This is a genomic window from Sphingomonas sp. S1-29 (assembly GCF_026167545.1).
GTDB lineage: Bacteria > Pseudomonadota > Alphaproteobacteria > Sphingomonadales > Sphingomonadaceae > Sphingomonas.
Window position 1 is genome coordinate 1,443,901 of sequence record NZ_CP110678.1, and the last position, 17,748, is coordinate 1,461,648.

10 protein-coding genes are annotated in these 17,748 nt (G+C 68.0%); 2 read left to right on the forward strand and 8 right to left on the reverse strand.

Annotation, left to right across the window (positions count from 1 at the left end):
• Positions 1-144: 144 nt before the first annotated feature.
• Complete coding sequence (locus OKW76_RS06720) at positions 145-1,815, reverse strand: MFS transporter (protein ID WP_265552243.1); 1,671 nt, start codon at positions 1,813-1,815, stop codon at positions 145-147.
• A 21-nt stretch (positions 1,816-1,836) separates the two neighbouring features.
• Entirely contained in the window at positions 1,837-3,261 is a 1,425-nt protein-coding gene (locus OKW76_RS06725; protein ID WP_265552246.1) for a DcaP family trimeric outer membrane transporter, read from the reverse strand.
• Positions 3,262-3,455: 194 nt separating this feature from the next.
• Between OKW76_RS06725 and acs the strand changes: the two genes are divergently transcribed.
• Together acs and OKW76_RS06735 are read left to right on the forward strand one after the other, a co-directional pair.
• Positions 3,456-5,399, forward strand: coding sequence for an acetate--CoA ligase (gene acs, locus OKW76_RS06730; RefSeq protein WP_265552248.1), 1,944 nt, complete (start codon positions 3,456-3,458; stop codon positions 5,397-5,399).
• Positions 5,396-6,019 carry a response regulator gene (locus OKW76_RS06735; RefSeq protein WP_265552250.1) on the forward strand — a complete coding sequence of 208 codons (624 nt, stop codon included), beginning with the start codon at positions 5,396-5,398 and terminating at the stop codon, positions 6,017-6,019. The genes acs and OKW76_RS06735 overlap by 4 nt, the downstream gene beginning before the upstream one ends.
• 121 nt (positions 6,020-6,140) lie before the next feature.
• Here OKW76_RS06735 and OKW76_RS06740 read toward each other — a convergent pair whose 3' ends face one another.
• The 6 genes from OKW76_RS06740 to scpA all read right to left on the reverse strand — a co-directional run bounded on the left by OKW76_RS06740 (position 6,141) and on the right by scpA (position 17,738).
• Positions 6,141-9,443, reverse strand: a complete 3,303-nt coding sequence (locus tag OKW76_RS06740) for a PAS-domain containing protein (RefSeq protein WP_265552252.1) — start codon at positions 9,441-9,443, stop codon at positions 6,141-6,143.
• A 32-nt stretch (positions 9,444-9,475) separates the two neighbouring features.
• Entirely contained in the window at positions 9,476-11,257 is a 1,782-nt protein-coding gene (locus OKW76_RS06745; RefSeq protein ID WP_265552254.1) for a M14 family metallopeptidase, read from the reverse strand.
• Between the two features lie 137 nt (positions 11,258-11,394).
• The gene (locus tag OKW76_RS06750) at positions 11,395-13,509 is read right to left on the reverse strand and encodes an acetyl-CoA carboxylase biotin carboxylase subunit (protein ID WP_265552256.1); all 2,115 of its coding nucleotides are present in this window, start codon (positions 13,507-13,509) and stop codon (positions 11,395-11,397) included.
• Positions 13,510-13,660: 151 nt separating this feature from the next.
• Positions 13,661-14,680, reverse strand: a complete 1,020-nt coding sequence (bioB, locus tag OKW76_RS06755; RefSeq protein WP_265552257.1) for a biotin synthase BioB — start codon at positions 14,678-14,680, stop codon at positions 13,661-13,663.
• Positions 14,677-15,483, reverse strand: coding sequence for a heme-dependent oxidative N-demethylase subunit alpha family protein (locus OKW76_RS06760; protein WP_265552259.1), 807 nt, complete (start codon positions 15,481-15,483; stop codon positions 14,677-14,679). The genes bioB and OKW76_RS06760 overlap by 4 nt, the downstream gene beginning before the upstream one ends.
• A complete protein-coding gene (gene scpA / locus OKW76_RS06765; protein WP_265552261.1) occupies positions 15,480-17,738 on the reverse strand; it encodes a methylmalonyl-CoA mutase in 2,259 nt (752 codons plus the stop codon). Before scpA ends, OKW76_RS06760 begins: the two co-directional genes overlap by 4 nt.
• Between the last annotated feature and the right edge of the window lie 10 nt (positions 17,739-17,748).

Here is a 17,748-nt window from a genome sequence, read left to right on the forward strand (position 1 = left end):
ATCCTCCCCCGCCAGGGGGAGGTGGCGCCGAAGGCGACGGAGGGGGAGGACTCCCGAACCCAGCGGCTCGTGTCCTCCCCTTCGGTCAGGCTTCGCCTGCCACCTCCCCCTTGCGGGGGAGGATTTGAAGGGGCGGTTGTCTGGTTAGTCGTTCAGGCTGCGCTTGAACGTCTCGGGCAGCCAGATCAGCCCGATGACCACCGTCAGCGACGCGACCACGATCGGGTACCACAGGCCGTAGGTGATATCCCCCGTCGCCGCGACCATCGCGAAGGCTACCGTCGGCAGGAAGCCGCCGAACCAGCCATTGCCGATATGATAGGGCAGCGACATCGAGGTGTAGCGGATCCGCGTCGGGAACAATTCGACCAGCAACGCCGCGATCGGGCCGTAGACCATGGTCACCAGGAAGACGAGCGCGAACAGGATCGCGACCACCGTCACCCGGTCGATCTGCGCCGGATCTGCCTTGGCGGGATAGCCCGCAGTCGCCAGCCCGGCCTTCACCTCGTTCTGGAACGCGGTGATCGCGGCTGCCCGCTCGGGGCCGCTCACCGTCGCCGGATCGGGCGAGGTGAACACCGTCTCGCCGATGCGGATCTGCGCCACGGTGCCCGCAGGCCCCTCGACATTGTTGTAGTCGAGGCCGTTCTTGGCCAGATACGCCTTGGCGATGTCGCAGCTGGTGCTGTCGAACTTGTTCTTGCCCACCGGATCGAACTGGAACGAGCATTCATTCTCGTGCGCCAGCACGGTGATCGGGGCAGCCGCGGTGGCGCGCGCCAACGCCGGGTTGGCCGCGTCGGTCAGCGCACCGAACAGCGGGAAGTACAGGATCGCCGCCAATGCGCAGCCGCTGAGGATGATCGGCTTGCGACCGATCTTGTCCGACAGCCAGCCGAAGAACACGAAGAACGGCGTCGCCAGCGCCAGCGCGATCGCGATCATGATGTTCGCGCTCGCGCCATCGACCTTCATCGTGCGTTCGAGGAAGAAGAGCGCATAGAATTGGCCGGTGTACCAGACCACGCCCTGCCCCGCGACCGCGCCGAACAGCGCGATCAGCACCCATTTGCCGTTGCTCCACGTCCCGAACGCTTCGGTCAGCGGTGCCTTCGACGTGGCACCTTCGTCCTTCATCTTCTGGAAGACCGGGCTTTCGGCGAGCTGCAAGCGGATCCACAACGATACCGCCAGCAGGAAGATCGAGATCAGGAACGGCACGCGCCAGCCCCAGGCAGCGAAGGCTTCCTCGCCCATCGCGGTGCGCAGCCCGATGACGACCAGCAAGGCCGCGAACAGCCCCATCGTCGCGGTCGTCTGGATCCAGCTGGTGAACAGCCCGCGCTTGCCCGGCGGGGCATGCTCGGCGACATAGGTCGCCGCGCCGCCATATTCGCCGCCCAGCGCGAGGCCCTGGATCAGTCGCAGCGCCACCAGGATGATCGGCGCGGCAACGCCGATCGAGGCATAGCTTGGCAACAGCCCCACCGCGAAGGTCGACAGGCCCATCAGCCCCATCGTCACCAGAAACGTGTTCTTGCGCCCTACCAGATCGCCGATCCGCCCGAACACCAACGCGCCGAACGGCCGCACCGCAAAGCCGGCAGCAAACGCCGCCAGCGCCAGGATAAAGCCCGTCGTCTCGTTCACGCCCGAAAAGAATTGCGCGGTGATATAGGCTGCGAGCAGGCCATAGAGGTAGAAGTCGTACCATTCGAAAACGGTGCCCAGCGACGACGCCGCGATCACCAGTTTCTCGTTCTGCTTCACCGACATTTTGCCCGGTGGCACCTCGTCATATGTCGTCGCCATGCACCCTCTCCCTGTGGTGAATTAGAAGCCGTATTTGATCGCGAATTCGATGCGATCGAGCGCACCGGTGTCGCCATTGAGCAATTCGCGGACGCCGTGACGATATTCGACGCCGACATCGAAACCCTTGGCGGGCGTCCAGAACAGATTGGCCGCGCCGCTATACGCCTTGGCATTGGCCAGGCCGGTGACGATCAGCCCGTCGGGATACTGCGCCGATTGGTAGCTGCCGGTAAAGGTCGATCGGATCGTCGGCGTCCAGCCGAGCTTCACCGCCGCGAAGCCCGCAAAATTGTCGATCACCTCGAGCTGGCCGCCCGGCCCGGCATAGAGCGCGTCGGGGACATAGCCGAGGCCCAGATAGCGGCCGATGCCCTGGCCATAGGTCGCCATGAAGCGGATATCGCTGCCATTGGCACCGATCGGTACCTTGCCCGATCCCGAGACGCCCCAGCCGAATGCGCTGTCGCCGACGCCCAGGGCATCGACACGCAGTTCGCGCGCGATCGCGGCGATCGCGAAGTCGCCGAACGCGGGTTTCAGGTTGAGCCGCGCGACCAGATCGGGCGCGCGATCGTCGTCGGTGTCGACCAACGCCGCGTTGCCCGGCAGCGCGGTTTCGCTCTGCGGATTCTCGATCGCCAGCTGCAGGTTCGCGCTCTTCGACAGCGGCACGGTGTAGCGGATCAGCGCCTGGCGGTTGAACACCGTGCCTTCGAGCGGGCCGACGAAATCGGTGCTTTCGGGCAGCACACCGACATTCTGGAAGGTCGACCATTCCTGCCCGACCAGCAAATTGCCATATTCGATGAAGCCGCGGCGGAACGTCGGCACATAGGGGTTGGTCGCGCGCTGCGCCCCCACCGGTGCGGTCGCGAGGGCAAAGTCGAACTCGACCAACGTCTTGATGTCGACGCCGCCGACCGGGGTCGACGAGCTCAGCACGATCCGCGACTGGCGCGCCGACAGCAGCAGATCCTCGCTCGCAAAGCCGCCGCCGACCGGAATCTGCTGCGGCAGGTAGAATTCCTTGCCGAGCCCGCCGACCGCAACCTCGCCGTCGCTGTAGCGGCTGGCGATGGTGTTCAGCCGGACGAAGCCGTTGAGCTTCACCGTCGTGTTGCCGACGCGAAACCCATCGGCGGGCGGTGCCGAGGCCACCGCGACATCGCCCTGCGACGATCCGGCGGCGCGCGTAACCTGTACGTTCGTCCCCGGCGGCGGCGGCGCCGAGGCGACGTTTGCCTGCGGCATGGGTACGGCGGCGCCCGTCGCCGGCGCTGCGCGCGCCGACTGCAATTCGCTGCGTAGCAGCGCCACCGCTTCCTCCAGCTGGCGCAGCCGCTCTTCCAACTGCACCTCGCGCGCCGTCTGCGCATTGGCGCTGCCTGCGCTCATCGAAAGGACCGCGGCACCCGCCAGCAATGTACTTTTGTAGCGAAGCATCCGAACTCTCCCGAACAACCGGCCCGCGCTCATGGCGCACGCTCTAGTTATAGCCGTTAGGATCGCCCCCCTGACGAACATGCGATAGTTAGACCTTCGTCGATGCCTCCGGGCGCCCCTGCGACCTATGTCTGGGGTGCGCAAAGCCCGCGAAGCGGGTATTTGCGGAGGAAACAAGCAGAGAGGAGCCGCATATGAGCCAGGCCATCCACCGCGTGCCCGCCGAATGGGCGGCAACCGCGAAGATCGACGCCGCGGGCTATGCCGAGCGCTACGAACGCTCGATCACCGATCCCGACGGCTTCTGGCGCGACGAGGCCAAGCGGCTCGACTGGATCGAGCCCTTCACGCGCGTCAAGGAAACGTCGTTCGCCGAAGCCGATTTCGGCATCAAATGGTTCGCCGACGGCAAGCTCAACGTCTCGGCCAACTGCCTAGATCGCCATCTCGCCGAACGCGGCGACGCGATCGCGATCCTGTGGGAGCCCGACACCCCCGGCGAGGCGCGGCGCATCACCTATCGCGAATTGCACGCCGAAGTCTGCCGCTTCGCCAACATTCTCAAGGACAATGGCGTCGGGCGCGGCGACCGCGTGACGCTGTACATGCCGATGATCCCCGAAGCCGCGATGGCGATGCTCGCCTGCACGCGGATCGGCGCGATCCATTCGATCGTGTTCGGCGGCTTTTCGGCCGATGCGCTCGCCGGGCGTATTCAGGATTGCGACAGCACCTTGGTGATCACCGCCGACGAGGGGCTGCGCAGCGGCAAGGCGATCCCGCTCAAGGCCAATCTCGACGAAGCGCTCAAGCGCTGCTCCTCGGTCCAGAAGGTCGTCGTCGTCCGCCGCACCGGCGGCGCGGTGACGATGCAGGAAGGGCGCGACCTCTGGTATCACGAAGCGCTCGAGACGGCATCGGCCGATTGCGCGCCTGAAGCGATGGGCGCCGAAGACCCGTTGTTCATCCTCTACACCAGCGGATCGACCGGCCAGCCCAAGGGCGTACTGCACACCACCGGTGGCTATCTGGTATGGGCGTCGATGACCCACGACTATGTCTTCGATTATCGCCCCGGCGAGGTATATTGGTGCGCCGCCGATGTCGGCTGGGTCACCGGCCACACCTATGTCGTCTACGGGCCGCTCGCCAACGGCGCGACCACGGTGATGTTTGAAGGCGTGCCCAATTGGCCCGATCCGAGCCGGTTTTGGGAAGTGGTGGATAAGTTCGGGGTCAACATCTTCTACGCCGCGCCCACCGCGCTGCGCGCGTTGATGCGCGAGGGCGACGACTATGTGACCCGCACCGATCGCTCGTCGCTGCGGCTGCTCGGCAGCGTCGGCGAACCGATCAATCCCGAGGCGTGGGACTGGTATCACCGCGTCGTCGGCGACGGCCGCTGCCCGATCGTCGACACCTGGTGGCAGACCGAGACCGGCGGCGCGATGATCTCGCCGTTGCCCGGCGCGACCGACCTCAAGCCCGGATCGGCGACCAAGCCGCTGTTCGGCGTCCAGCCGCAACTCGTCGATACCGAGGGCAAGGTCCTCGACGGCGCGACCGAGGGGTGCCTGGTCATCACCGACAGCTGGCCGGGGCAGATGCGTACCGTCTGGGGTGATCACGACCGCTTCTTCCAGACCTATTTCACCACCTTCCCCGGCAAATATTTCACCGGTGACGGCGCGCGGCGCGACGCCGATGGCGATTACTGGATCACCGGGCGGATCGACGACGTCATCAACGTCAGCGGCCACCGGATGGGCACCGCCGAGGTCGAAAGCGCGCTGGTGGCGCATGCCAAGGTCGCCGAAGCCGCGGTGGTGGGGATGCCGCATCCGGTGAAGGGCCAGGGCATCTATGCCTATGTCACGCTCAACGCCAACGTCCCCGACAGCGAGGAGCTGCGCAAGGAATTGTCGCAGTGGGTGCGCCGCGAGATCGGCCCGATCGCGACCCCCGACGTCATCCAGTTCGCGCCGGGGCTGCCCAAGACGCGGTCGGGCAAGATCATGCGCCGCATCCTGCGCAAGATCGCCGAGGGCGATATCGGGTCGCTCGGCGATACCTCGACGCTCGCCGACCCCGCGGTGGTCGATAATCTGATCGAGAACCGTCCGATGGTTCCTGCATGAATCGAACGATCCTCGTCGCCGACGACCATCCGCTGTTCCGCCAGGCGCTGATCCTGGCGATCGAGCGGGTGGCGCCCGAGGCGAGGATCGTCGAGGCGGGCACGCTCGCGCGCGCCGCCGAGCTTGCGGCGACGGCCGAGGATCTGGCGCTGGTGCTGCTCGACCTGAAGATGCCCGGCGCCGAGGGGTTTTCGGGTGTCGCGCTGCTCCACGCCGAACGCCCCGGCGTGCCGATCCTGGTGGTGTCGAGCGCCGGCGGGCTCGCGGTGGCGCACGAGGCCTGCCGCTTCGGCGCGGTCGGCTTCATCGGAAAGGACCGCCCGCTCGAGGACATCGAAGCCGCGATCGCCGACGCGCTGGCGGGCAAGGCAATCACTGGCCCCGCCGACCCCGAGATCGACGCGGTCGCCGAAAAGGTCGCCGGGCTCACGCCGATGCAGTTGAAGGTGCTGCTGGGCGTGCTGCACGGCCGGCTGAACAAGCAGATCGCCTATGACCTGTCGATCAGCGAGGCGACGGTGAAGGCGCACATGACCGCGGTGCTGCGCAAGCTCGACGTGCAAAACCGCACCCAGGCGGTGCTGGCGGCGCGCGCGCTGGGGCTCGGGATTACGCACTGAATTCGAGCGAACGGCATAGCGCCGTTCGTTTCGAGCGTAGTCGAGAAGCCGCCACGCAGCGCAGAACCCCGTTTCTCGACTTCGCTCGAAACGAACGGGTGCGGTTAGGGTCCCCGCACCCTCACTCCGCCGCCCGCGCGCCTTCACCTTCCGCGATCCACCCCGCCAGCGTCGCCGCCGCCAGCGGCTTCGCCAGCACCGTGACGCCAACCCCATGCGCCTTGGCCGACGTCACCGCCGAGGCATCGGCGGTTACCAGCGCCGCGCGCAGCCCGGGCCGCAGCCGCCGGAGCGCGGCGATCGTCGCCAGCCCGTCGGGGCCGTCGCCCAAATGGAAGTCGACCAGCGCCAGGCTCGCCTCGCCGAGCGCCACCGCCGCGCTCGCGGCATCGCGCGCGATCGCCACGCGGTGGCCATCGGCTTCGAGCAGCGCGCGCATCGCGTCGAGAATGTCGGGATCGTCGTCGACCACCAGGATCGCATGCCGCCGTTCGCCGATCGTCGCAGGCAGGCGCAACGTCGCCGCGACCGGCTGCGCCTGCGAACGCGGCAGCACCACCCCGAACGCGCTCCCGCGCCCGACGTGCGAGCGCAGCGTCACCTCGGCACCGAGCAACCGCGCGGTCCGCTCGACGATCGCCAGGCCAAGGCCGATCCCGCCCTCGCCGCCGGTCCCGAGCCGCTCGAACTCGCGGAAGATCGCCGCGCGCTTGTCGTCGGGAATCCCGTGGCCGGTGTCGATCACCTCGATCGCGATTCGGCCCCCGCGCCGCCTTGCGCCCACCAGCACCCCGCCGGAATCGGTGTAGCGGATCGCGTTCGACACGAAATTCTGCAGGATCGATCGCAGCAGCACCGGATCGGTCGCGACCGTCCCCGTTCCCGCCCCCAACGCGATCCGCAGCCCCTTTTCGGCGGCAAGCGGGCGAAACCCCTCGACCACGTCGCTCAGCAGCGGGCGAACGTCGATCGCCTCGGGCACGGGCTCGATCCCGCCTGCGTCGAGCTTGGAGATATCGAGCAGCGCGCGCAGCAATTGCTCGGCGGCGGCGATCGACTTGTCGACCCGCTCGACCAGCCGGTGCGCGCCGGTCTCGCGGCCCAGCGCCGCGCTGAACAGCCGCGCGGCGTGGAGCGGCTGCAACAGATCGTGGCTCGCCGCCGCCAGGAAGCGCGTCTTGTCGCGCGTCGCCAGCGCCAGTTGTTCGTTGAGCCGGGTCAGCTCGGCGGTCCGCTCGGTCACCCGCGCCTCGAGCTCGGCGCGCGCGCGCGCTTCGGTGGTGGTGTCGGTGAAGCACATCACATACCCGCCGCCGGGCATCGGCCCGCCCACGGTCTTGAGCACGCGGCCATCGGGGCGGGTGCGCTCGAAGCTGTGCACCTCGCCGCGCTGCAGATGCCCCAGCCGCCGCGCGACATGCGCCTCGACCTCGCCCGGCCCGCAATCGCCGCGGATCGCGTTCCAGCGGATCAGGTCGGCGACCGGCGCGCCGACATGCACCAGCCCCTCGGGATAGCCGAACAGCTCGAGATAGCGCGTATTCCACGCCACCAGCCGTTGCTCGCCATCGACCACGCTGACGCCGGGGTCGATATGCTCGAGCGTCGCCGCCAGCAGTCCCTTCGAAAATTGCAGGCTCTGCCCGCTTTCGTCGAGCATCCGCGCGACATCCTCATGCCCCAGCCGCTCGCCCGCCAGCGCCGACGCCATCAGCGCGCGCGCCGAGGGGGCGCCGACCACGCCTGCGACCAGCCGTTCGGCGCGCCTGGCATCCTCGCGCGCGATCGGCCGCGCCTGCGGCGGCCCCAGCGTCTCGGCGGCGCGCCCTTCGCCGACGAAGCGCCCGACGAAGGCCGACAGCGCCGCCATGTCCTCGACCTGGCCTACCGCAGCGCGCGCGAACAGGCGCGGGCGCTTGGGCGCCTTGCGCGCGGCGACCAGCGCGAGCAGCAGCAGGTTCGCGCCCAGGCTCCACGCGACGCCGTGCACCAGCGGCCCGGCATCGCCGATCCCCAGCAGATGGCGCGGATCGAACGGCGTGTCCGCCAGCGCGGTCAGCCAGGCGCGGGGCAGCACCGGCGGCAGCGCCAGCGTCCACAGCCACAGCACCAGCCCCGCCGCGAGCCCCGCCTTGGCCGCCAGCGCATCGCGCATCCGCCCGTCGACCGCGAGCAGCAGTAACGGCGCGATCTGCGCCATCGCGGCGAAGGCGATGTGGCCAATCACCGCCAGCCGCTGCTCGCCCGAAATCGAACGCGCCCACAGCAAGGCCAGGGCGATCACCAGCACGATCGACAGCCGCCTGACGTACAGCAGCAACCGACCCAGATTGGCCTCGCCCGACAGCCGCGGCGAGCGCAACAGGATCGGCGCGATCAGATCGTTCGACACCATCGTGGACAGCGCGATCGTCTCGACCACCACCATCGCGGTCGCCGCCGAAAACCCGCCGAGGAACGCGACCAACGCGAGCGCCTGCGAATCGATCGCCAGTGGCAGTTGCAGCACGAACAGATCAGGCGACGCGCCGGGGGGCAACAGTGCCAGCCCCGCCCAGGTGATCGGCATCACCATCGCGGTCATCACCAGCAGATAGCCGACGAACGGCCAGCGCGCGCGAACGATGTCGTCGGGCGAATGCGCCTCGATCACGCTGACATAGAATTGGCGCGGCAGGCACAGGATCGCGGCCATCGACAGCAAGGTGATGAGGACGACCTCGACCCCTGCCCCCGCGGGCGAGAAGTTGCGCGCGATCGCCGCCGCGCCCGCCGCCGCTGCGTCACGTGGCGCCGACAGCAGCAGCACCGTCGCGGTCACCGCGACCGCAGCGAGCGCCGCCAGCTTCACCAGCGATTCGAACGCGGTGGCGAACACCACGCCTTCGTTGCGGCCCGATGCCTCATAGCGCCGCGTGCCGAACAACATCGCGAACATCGCGAGCACGACGGCGGTGACGCCCATCACTACCGCGACCGATCCGCCGCTCAGCGTCGAAAAGGCGATTCCCACCGATCGCAGCTGGAGCGCGATATAGGGCATCACCCCCAACGCCGCGGTCACCGTCACCAGCGCCGCCACGCCGCGGCTCTTGCCGAAGCGCGAGCCGATAAAGTCCGAGATCGTCGTCGCCCCCTCGGCCTGCACCGCCGCCACCAGCCGCCGCAGGAAGCGCGGCGCGAGCGCGAAGACCAGGATCGGCCCGAGATAGATCGGCAGATACGACCAGCCCTCGGCAGCCGCGCTGCCGACCGCGCCGAAGAACGTCCAGCTGGTGCAATAGACCGCGAGCGACATCGCATAGGCGACATGCCGGAAGCGGTGCTGCGCCAGCGCCTCGCGCCGCCCCTCGACCCACGCCGCCACCGCGAACAGCAGCACGGCAAAGCCGAACGCGACAAGGGTGAGGACGACCGGGTTCACGCCGCTATCCTACGCCGCTCGCGGCGCGATTGTCACAGCTCGCGGCCGACCGGATACAGCAGATACCGCGCGTCGTAATAGGGCGTGCGTTCGTAGAACCACGCCAGCCGCGCATTTGCATCCGCAGCGAACTTGGGATCGGCGGCCAGCTTCGCCTCGAACGCGCGCTTGAGCGCGGGGTCGCGCGCCAGCATCGCATCGGCCATCGGCGCGATCGCATAGCCTTCGATATATTCGGTCCGCGTCAGGATCGCGGGGAAGTAATTCCACGCCAGCAGCGAATCGGCGCTCTCGGCCTCGAGCATCGCCGCGGCGAGCAGCCCAAGCGGCTGATCCGATCGCACCCGTACCGATCCGGCGGGCATCATCTCGCTCCGCGTCTCGTGCGCGAACCCCGCGGTCAGCGGCACATGGCCTTCGATCGCGGTGCCGAGCTTGGGATCCTTCAGCCGCACCATGTCGAGCCGTAGCTTGCGCGGCGCATCGATCGTTTCGAACGCGATCCCCTGCACGCGGAGCCGCTCGATCGCCTGCGGCGCGCTGGCGGGCACCCACCAGGCCTTGGGCAGCTTGGTGGTGATCGCCGGCACCTGGCCGATGACGGGCATCGTCAGCGTCACCGGCCGCCCCAACCAGCGTAGTTCTTCGCGCCCCGAGGCAACCGAGCGATAGCGATCGTGCGCGACGCCCTTGAACGGGATGGTGAAGATCGGCGCGGGCGCCTGCTTCCAGCCCAGCACCGCCTCGCGCGGGCGGGCAGCGCGATCGGCGGCGATCGCACGTTGCAGCGCCTGGCGCTCGGCGCCGACCGTCCGGAGCGCGGTTTCGATGAAGACATAGGTGCCGAGCACCCGCTGGCGATAGGGCTTGAGCGAATGCGTCTCGAGCAGCACCGTCGGCACGCGGGCACGGTCGCCCCAGCCGGTCGAGAAGCGCGCGGCATCGGCATTGTGCGCGATTCCCTTGGCGGGGTCGCGATTGTCGATCGCATCGACATAGATACCCGGCACATGGCCGTTGGCGGTCAGCGCGGCATCGAACGCCGGGCGCAGCCGCTCGTCGAGCCAGCGCCCGATCGCGACGCTGTTGGCATAGTGCCCGTACAGCCCGTTAAAGTCGTAGGTGATGTCGTACTGGTAATCGGTACCGTCGGTGACGTGCAGGTCTAGGTACAGCGCGGGATCGATCCGCCGGATCAGCGCGAGCATCGCCCGCATCTCGGGGGTGTCGGCCTTGAGATAGTCGCGGTTGAGGTTGAGGTTCTGCGCGTTGGTGCGCCAGCCCTGTTCGCGCGGGCCGCGCTGGTTGGGGCGGCTCCAGGGTGATGACCGCTCATGCCCATCGGCGTTGAAAATCGGCACGAAGACGAGATCGGCCTGGTCGAGCAGCGCATCCTTGCCGCCGAACGCAATGTCGCGCAGCAGCATCATGCCGGCATCCTTGCCGTCGATTTCGCCGGCGTGGATTCCCGCCTGCGCCAGCACCACCGGCTTGCCCGGCCCCTTGCTCGCGCGGACATAATAAAGGTCGCGCCCCTCGGGCGTCGTGCCGAAGCTTTGGAGCGTCAGCAGCGGCGAGGCGGCGACCAGCCGCTCGATCCACGCCCGCGTCGCGGCGTAATCGGGGGTGGTCTCGAATCTGGCGACCTCCGCCGGGGTGATCCAGTGCGCGCCGGGCTTGGCGACCAGCGCTTCGCTCGCCCCCGACCAGGGCAGCACCGGCGGCAGCGGCGCGGGCTGCGGAGCAGATCGGTTCTGGGCATGGACGGGCGCGGCTGCGAGCAGCGCGAGCGAAGTGGCAACGCGAAGGATCATGCCACCGGTCCTATCGCGCGGCGAAACCAGCGGCAATCATCCTCCCCCCCCGTTCGGTTCGAGCGAAGTCGAGAACCCGCCCGCTTCTGGCCACCCTGTCTCGACTTCGCTCGACACGAACGGTTCTCGAGGGTCCCTCAAACGAAGTCGAGGATCGCCGCGTCGACCGCCATGCTCTCGCCCGGCGCGAAGTGGATCTTGCCCACCACTCCCGGCCGCTCGGCGCGCAGGATATTCTCCATCTTCATCGCCTCGACCGTCGCCAGCGGCTGTCCGGCCTCGACCGCATCGCCCTCGGCGACGTGGAGCGCGCTCAGCATCCCAGGCATCGGGCAGAGCAGGAATTTCGACAGGTCGGGCGGCACCTTCTCGATCATGTGCGCCGCCAGGTCGGCCGCGCGCACCGTCATCACACGCACGACATGCGTTCGGCCATGCGCGTTGAGCCGCCAGCCGGTGCGGGTGCGCTTCACTCCCACGGTGATCGCTTCGTCGTCGATCGTCGCGACGAACTGGCGCTGGCCGGGCTTCCACCCGGTCACCACGTCGAGCGGGCTTTCCTGCGGATCGAGATTGACCAGCAGCCCGCGATCATAGCCGTCGATCGACACGTCGTAGCGCCGCTCGCCGATCAGCACCGCACGATCCTCGCGCGGGATGAAGCGATCGTCGAGCTTGTCCGAGATGCTGGCGTTGCGCCACGCGGTCTCCATGTCGAGCACCGCCGCCACCGCGGCCAGCTTGCGGATCATCGCTTCGGATGCATCGGCGCCGGTGAAGCCGTCGGGGAATTCCTCGGCGATGAACCCCGTCGTCAGCGCGCCGCTGCGGAAGCGCGGATGCTGCATCAGCGCCGAGAGGAAATCGATGTTGTTGCCGACGCCCTCGAGCTCGAACCGGTCGAGCGCCGCGACCGCCAGATCGGCGGCGCCGTCGCGGGTGGGTGCCCAGGTGACCAGTTTGGCGATCATCGGGTCGTAGAACATGCTGACCTCACCGCCTTCGGCGACGCCGTCGTCGATGCGGATATAGGGTTGCGCCTCGCCATCATCCGTCACCCCAGCGAAAGCGGGGGTCTCGCCCGTTCGAAGCGCATCGAATGCGGCGAGAGACCCCAGCTTTCGCTGGGGTGACGAGCCTGGGGCCGGCCCCGCCTCAGGCGCACGATAGCGCACCAGCCGCCCGGTGCTCGGCAGGAACCCGCGATACGGATCCTCGGCATAGACGCGGTTCTCGATCGCCCAGCCGTTGAGCTGCACCTCGTCCTGCCCGAATGCCAACCGTTCGCCCGCCGCCACCCGGATCATCTGTTCGACCAGATCGAGCCCGGTGATCGCCTCGGTCACCGGATGCTCGACCTGCAGCCGGGTGTTCATCTCGAGGAAGTAGAATCCCTCGCCCGTCGTGTCGGCGCCCGACACGATCAGCTCGACGGTGCCCGCCGAATAATAGCCCACCGCGCGCGCCAGCGCGACCGCCTGCTCGCCCATCCGCTTGCGCATCTCGGGCGTCACGAAGGGCGACGGCGCTTCCTCGACCACCTTCTGGTGCCGCCGCTGGATCGAGCATTCGCGCTCGCCCAGATACACGATGCTGCCGTGCTGGTCGCCGAGCAGCTGGATCTCGATATGCCGCGGCTGTTCGATGAACTTCTCGATGAACACACGGTCGTCGCCGAAGCTCGCCAGCCCCTCGCGCTTGGTCGCCTCGAACCCGTCGCGGACGTCCTGTTCGCCCCAGGCCAGCCGCATCCCCTTGCCGCCGCCGCCCGCGCTCGCCTTCATCATCACCGGATAGCCGATCTCGCCCGCGATCCGCACCGCATGGTCGGTATCGGCGATCTCGCCCAGGAAGCCGGGAACGACGTTGACGCCCGCGGCCTTGGCCAGCTTCTTCGATTCGATCTTGTCGCCCATCGCCGCGATGGCCTCCGGCGGCGGGCCGACGAAGGCGATCCCCGCCTCGGCGCAGGCGCGCGCGAAGCTCTCGCGCTCGGACAGGAAGCCATAGCCCGGATGGATGCAGTCCGCCCCGGTCTCCTTGGCCGCCAGCAGGATCAGCTCGGCCTTGAGATAGCTCTCCGCAGCGGGTGCCGGCCCCAGCCGGACGCTCTCGTCGGCCATCAGCACATGCGGGCTGCGCGCATCGGCGTCCGAATAGACCGCGACGGTGGCGATCCCCATCTTCTTCGCCGTCCGCATGACGCGGCAAGCGATTTCGCCGCGATTGGCAACCAGGATTTTCTTGAACATCAGTTGCACCAATCTTGAACGTCACCCCGGACCTGTTCCGGGGTCCACCTTGCGCCCAGCGAAGCCGCCGCAGGTGGAAGCGTGGACCCCGGAACCAGTCCGGGGTGACGAGGGTGGGTCATCGCGACGATTACCAGCGGCACAGCGAGCATCACGCCCCTGCCGCCTCAAGCTGCGCAGGCGCGGCGGCCGCCATCGGTTGCAGCCCCAGCTTGGCGAACAGCGCGCTGTCGGCGTCGTCGCCGGCATTGCCCGTCGTCAACAGCCGATCGCCGGTGAAGATCGAGTTCGCCCCCGCCAGGAAGCACAAGGCCTGTGTCGCCTCACTCATGCTCTCGCGCCCAGCCGACAGCCGCACCATGCTTTCGGGCATCGTGATCCGCGCGACCGCCACCGTCCGCACGAATTCGATATCGTCGATCTTCGCCATCGGCGTGTCGGCGAGCATGTCGCCCAGCGGCGTGCCCTTCACCGGCACCAAAGCATTCACCGGCACGCTTTCGGGATGCCGGGGCAACGTCGCCAGCGCATGGACGAAGCCGACGCGATCGGCGCGCGTCTCGCCCAGGCCGACAATCCCGCCCGAACACACGTTGATCCCCGCCGCGCGCACTTGCTCCAGCGTATCGAGCCGGTCGGCGAAGGTCCGCGTGGTGATGACCTTTTCGTAATGCTCCGGCGAAGTGTCGATATTGTGGTTGTAATAATCGAGCCCCGCCTCGCCCAGCATCCGCGCCTGCGCCGGCGTCAGCATGCCCAACGTCATGCAGGTCTCCATCCCCATCTGGCGAACGCCGCGCACCATCTCGACGATCGCGGGCATGTCGCGGTCCTTGGGGTTGCGCCACGCCGCGCCCATGCAGAAACGCGTCGAGCCATTGTCCTTGGCCTGCGCCGCCGATTGCAGCACCGCGCGGACATCCATCAGCTTCGATGCCTTCAGCCCGGTATCGGCCCCCGCCGCCTGGTTGCAATAGCCGCAATCCTCGGGGCAGCCGCCGGTCTTGATCGACAGCAAGGTCGACCGCTGGACCCGATCGGGGGCGTGGTTGGCGCGATGCACCTCGGCAGCGCGGAAGACCAGTTCGGTGAACGGCAGGTCGAACAGCGCCGCAATTTCCTCGCGCGTCCAATCGTTGCGGGTGCCTCCATCGGCAATAAGGGTCGTCACTCGATCGTCTCCACAAGCTCGTCGCGTCGCGCGGCGGCATAGCCCGCCAGCGCTTCGGCGTAAAAGGGCGCGGCGCGCCGCGCATGTTCGCCGCCGCCGGTCTGCGCCACCGCATCGGCGACGCGGTGCACCACGCCGGCGCTCAGCGCGTGCAGCGGCGCGACGTGGATGCCGATGGTGAACAGCACCGCGCCGGTTGCTGGCAGCCGGCGCAGCGTCTGGCGCTCGCAGCGCACGAACAGCGTATCGCCGGCGTTGGCGGTGGTGACATGCGCAAAACGCTGCGCAGGATCGTCCTGGGGCAAATAGCGCCCCGCCGCGGTCGGCACGACGAACCAGTTCGCGCGGCCATAGATCGCCCCCGCGGGCAGCGTCGCGACGAAGTGATCGACCCCCTTCGACAATTGCTCGGCATAGCCATGGATCGGCGCGTGGACCTGCGTCAGCGACTGGCCAAGCTTCTCGGGCAACCGCCAATCGGTGGGGAACGCCACCGCGCCGCCGGTCAGCCGATAGCCGCGATCGGCGTCGCTTGTGACCAGGCACAGATCCTCCCACACCGCGCGCGCCGCCTCGCCCAGCCCGCCCGCAACCCCGAGCAGCGCCGCGGTCTCGCGCGCCGCAGCCTCGGCCTCGGGCAATACCGCGACGCAATCGCCCGCGTCGAATGCGGCCGCGCGCGTGGCAAGATCGGGCGCGGGGTGCAGCCACTGATCGTGCGCAAGCGGCACCAGCCCCATCCGCAACGCCCCGCCGCCGCGCGCACGCGGCATCAGCGTCTCGACCGAAAAGCCAAGACTCACGCGGCATCCTCGGTGGGTGCCATGTTGTGCCCCAGCAGCCGCAGCACTTCGCCCGCGGCGTCGATCAAATTGGTGCCGGGGCCGAAGATCGCCTGGACGCCAGCCTGGCGCAGGAAGTCATAGTCCTGCGCGGGGATCACGCCGCCCGCGATCACCTTGATGTCGCCATGCCCCGCGTCGCGCAGATGGCCGATGAGTTCGGGCACCAAGGTCTTGTGCCCCGCCGCCAGGCTCGATGCGCCGACCACATCGACCTCCTGCTCGATCGCCAGCTTGGCGACCTCCTCGGGCGTCTGGAACAGCGCACCGGGGACGATCTCGAACCCCAGATCGCCGAACATGCTCGACACCAGATTGGCGCCGCGATCATGTCCGTCCTGCCCCATCTTGGCGACCAACATCCGGGGCTTGCGCCCCAGCCGCCGCTCGGTGGCCGCGACGCCGTCGGTCAGCCGCGACCAGCGCACATCGTCGCCATAGGCTCCGCCATAGATGCCGCTCACCGGGGTCGGCGTGGTGCCATAGCGGCCGAACACATCCTCCAGCGCCTGGCTGATCTCGCCTAGCGTCGCGCGCGCGCGGGCGCATTCGACCGCGAGCGCGAGCAGGTTGGTTCCTCCCCCAGCGGGGGAGGTGGCAGCCGAAGGCTGACGGAGGGGGCTTTCCTCGGGCGATGCCGTTTGCGGCTCGCCCCCTCCACCATGCTGCGCATGGTCCCCCTCCCCGTTCCGGGGAGGATTTCGCGCGCCTTCACGCAGCGCATCCAATGCGGCGCGGCACACCGCTTCGTCGCGCGTCGCCTTGATCCGCTCGATCCGCGCGACTTGCCCGGCGCGCACCGCATGATTGTCGATGTCGAGGATTTCGACCGGGTCTTCGTCCTTCAGCCGGTATTTGTTGACCCCGACGATCACGTCCTCGCCGCGATCGACCCGCGCCTGCCGCGCCGCGCTCGCTTCCTCGATCATCGCCTTGGGCCATCCGGCATCGACCGCATTGGCCATCCCGCCCTCGCGCTCGACCCGCTCGACGATTTCCCAGGCGCGATCGGCGATTTCCTGCGTCAGCGCCTCGACATAATAGCTGCCGCCCAGCGGATCGACGACCTTGGTGATGCCGGTTTCTTCCTGCAGCACGATCTGGGTATTGCGCGCGATCCGCGCCGAAAAGTCGGTCGGCAGCGCGATCGCTTCGTCGAGCGCGTTGGTGTGCAGGCTCTGCGTGCCCCCGAACGCTGCCGCCATCGCCTCGACGGTGGTGCGGATCACGTTGTTATACGGGTCCTGCTCCTGCAACGACACGCCCGATGTCTGGCAATGCGTGCGCAGCATCTTCGATCGCTCGTCCTTGGCGCCCAGCTCGGTCATCACCCGGTGCCACAGCAGCCGCGCGGCGCGCAATTTGGCGACTTCCATGAAGAAGTTCATGCCGATCGCGAAAAAGAAGCTCAGCCGCCCGGCGAACTTGTCGATGTCGAGCCCCGCCGCCATCGCCGCGCGCGCATATTCGCGGCCGTCGGCGATGGTGAAGGCAAGCTCCTGCACCTGCGTCGCCCCCGCCTCCTGCATGTGATAGCCCGAGATGCTGATGCTGTTGAACTTGGGCATGTGCGCCGAAGTATAGCCGATGATGTCGGCGATGATCCGCATGCTGGGCTCGGGCGGGTAGATATAGGTGTTGCGGACCATGAACTCCTTGAGGATGTCGTTCTGGATCGTCCCGTCGAGCTGTTCGCGCGGCACCCCCTGTTCCTCGCCCGCAACGATGAAGAACGCCAGGATCGGGATCACCGCGCCGTTCATCGTCATACTGACCGACATCTTGTCGAGCGGGATGCCGTCGAACAGGATCTTCATGTCCTCGACGCTGTCGATTGCCACGCCCGCCTTGCCGACATCGCCGGTCACACGCGGATGATCGCTGTCGTAACCGCGATGGGTGGCGAGATCGAACGCGACGCTCAGCCCCTTTTGCCCCGCGGCCAGGTTGCGGCGGTAGAAGGCGTTCGATTCCTCAGCGGTCGAAAAGCCCGCATATTGCCGCACCGTCCAGGGCCGCCCGGCATACATCGACGCGCGCACCCCGCGCGTGAACGGCGCGAAGCCCGGCAGGCCGGGGTCGAGATCGGCGACGTCCTCCTGTGTGTACAAGGGCTTGACCGCGATACCTTCGGGCGTGTGCCAGCGAAGGTCTCGGTCCTTCGATTCCTTGGCGGCGAGGGTCTGCCAGTCGGCGAGGGTCGGTTTGTCGGTCAAAAAGGTCTCC

Excerpts from the sequence above, each read along its gene's own strand:
- OKW76_RS06735 (WP_265552250.1), top strand. The coding sequence starts at position 5,396 with ATGAATCGAACGATCCTCGTCGCCGACGACCATCCGCTGTTCCGCCAG.
- OKW76_RS06725 (WP_265552246.1), bottom strand. The coding sequence starts at position 3,261 with ATGCTTCGCTACAAAAGTACATTGCTGGCGGGTGCCGCGGTCCTTTCG.
- acs (WP_265552248.1), top strand. The coding sequence starts at position 3,456 with ATGAGCCAGGCCATCCACCGCGTGCCCGCCGAATGGGCGGCAACCGCG.
- OKW76_RS06750 (WP_265552256.1), bottom strand. The coding sequence starts at position 13,509 with ATGTTCAAGAAAATCCTGGTTGCCAATCGCGGCGAAATCGCTTGCCGC.
- OKW76_RS06745 (WP_265552254.1), bottom strand. The coding sequence starts at position 11,257 with ATGATCCTTCGCGTTGCCACTTCGCTCGCGCTGCTCGCAGCCGCGCCC.
- OKW76_RS06720 (WP_265552243.1), bottom strand. The coding sequence starts at position 1,815 with ATGGCGACGACATATGACGAGGTGCCACCGGGCAAAATGTCGGTGAAG.